Annotated in this window: 2 protein-coding genes; both read right to left on the reverse strand. The window is 71.9% G+C overall.

All coding sequences use genetic code 11. The annotated features are described in order from the left end of the window. A partial coding sequence (locus ADL01_RS20270; RefSeq protein WP_053743433.1) for a maltokinase N-terminal cap-like domain-containing protein occupies positions 1–1,165 on the reverse strand: 1,165 nt, incomplete at its 3' end. Between the two features lie 131 nt (positions 1,166–1,296). Continuing rightward, on the reverse strand, positions 1,297–1,426 hold a 130-nt coding region (locus ADL01_RS42305; RefSeq protein ID WP_199834876.1), incomplete at its 5' end, for an alpha-glucosidase C-terminal domain-containing protein.

A 1,426-nucleotide genomic window follows, 5' to 3' on the forward strand; every position in this document is an offset into this window, starting at 1 on the left:
GCCGCCGTTCCGTGAGCGGCTTAGACGGCTCGCCCTCGAAGTCGATCAGCGACCACTCGCCGGACGGCGAACGCAGACACTGCCCGAGGTGCAGATCGCCGTGTACGCGCTGGGCCGTCCAGGTCTGGCCCTCGGCGGCGAGGTCGGCCAGCGCCTCGTACGCCGAGCGCAGGCCAGGACCGAAGGGGTGGAGGGCCGGCACCGCCTGGATCGCCGCGTCCAGGCGTTCGATCATGCCGTCGACCAGTGGGCGCAGCTGCGCGTGGCCCAGCGTGGTGGTGGGCAGGGCGCGGGCGAGCGCCAGGTGCACCTCGGCGGTGGCCCGCCCGAGCGCCCGCGCCTCCACGCTGAAGTCCTCGCCCTTGGCCAGCTCCCGCAGCGCCAGCTCCCACCCGTCGGCCGCGCCCCGTACGAAGGGCTGGAGGACGCCGAGCACGTAACTGTCCTCGGGATCGAGCTCCGCGTCGGGATCGGTCGTCCCGGTGGCGGCGGCGCGTATCCACGCCACCGGGGCGGGCACCCGGGGGCAGCCCTCGCGGGCCAGCGCCAGCGGCAGTTCCAGGTCGGGGTTGATGCCCGGCAGGACCCGGCGGAGCAACTTCAGGATGAACGTGTCTCCGTAGACGATCGACGAGTTGGACTGCTCCGAGGTCACCATCCGGGCCACCAGCCCCGCCGGTATCTCGCCCTCGCCCCCGCTGTCGTCCGCCGCCTCGCCCGCGCCCTTGCCGTTCCCGACCCGGTCGAAACGCAGCGCGCCGATCCGCGCCCTGGTCCGCATCGCCTCCAGGAGCACTTCGGCCGGCCGGGCGTCGTACAGGGCGTCGTACACCGTCCGGCCGCTCAGCGGACCCCGGTCCACATGTCCGATCAACGCGGGCGCCAGCCGGGGCGGCAGCGCCTCGCGGACGCCTATGAGGAGCTGGTAGCAGTCACCGGGGCCTTGCAGCGCGGGCTGATGGGCGCGTACCAGGAGGTGGTACAGGCCCAACTGTCCGGTGATCGGCAGCAGTTCGGTGGCCGCCACCAGGGAGAAGTCCGTGACCGGACGTCCCTTGCCGGCGAACCAGCGCTGTCTCGGCAGCCATTCGCGCAGCAGTGGATCAAGGGACGTGAGGAGGTCGGGACTTGTCGTGGCGGAGCGGGTGGTGGTGGCTTCCGACATGGCGTCGCGTCCTTTGCCCGGGGGCGGGGTGTGACTGATGCGTGCCCCGGTCGGGACGGAGGAAACCGGCCCGCCGGGGTTGGCATATACGACCACATACGACCAAGCGTGACTACCTCCTGCCTGGACTCCTACCCGGCGGCGTCCGTCCCGTCCTTCCGCAGCCGGAACCAGTAGAAGCCGTGGCCTGCGAGGGTGAGGAGGTAGGGGAGTTCGCCGATGGCGGGGAAGCGGACTCCGCCGATGAGTTCGACGGGGTGG

It is taken from the genome of Streptomyces sp. NRRL WC-3618, from assembly GCF_001280005.1.
In the GTDB taxonomy this organism is placed as follows: Bacteria; Actinomycetota; Actinomycetes; order Streptomycetales; family Streptomycetaceae; genus Streptomyces.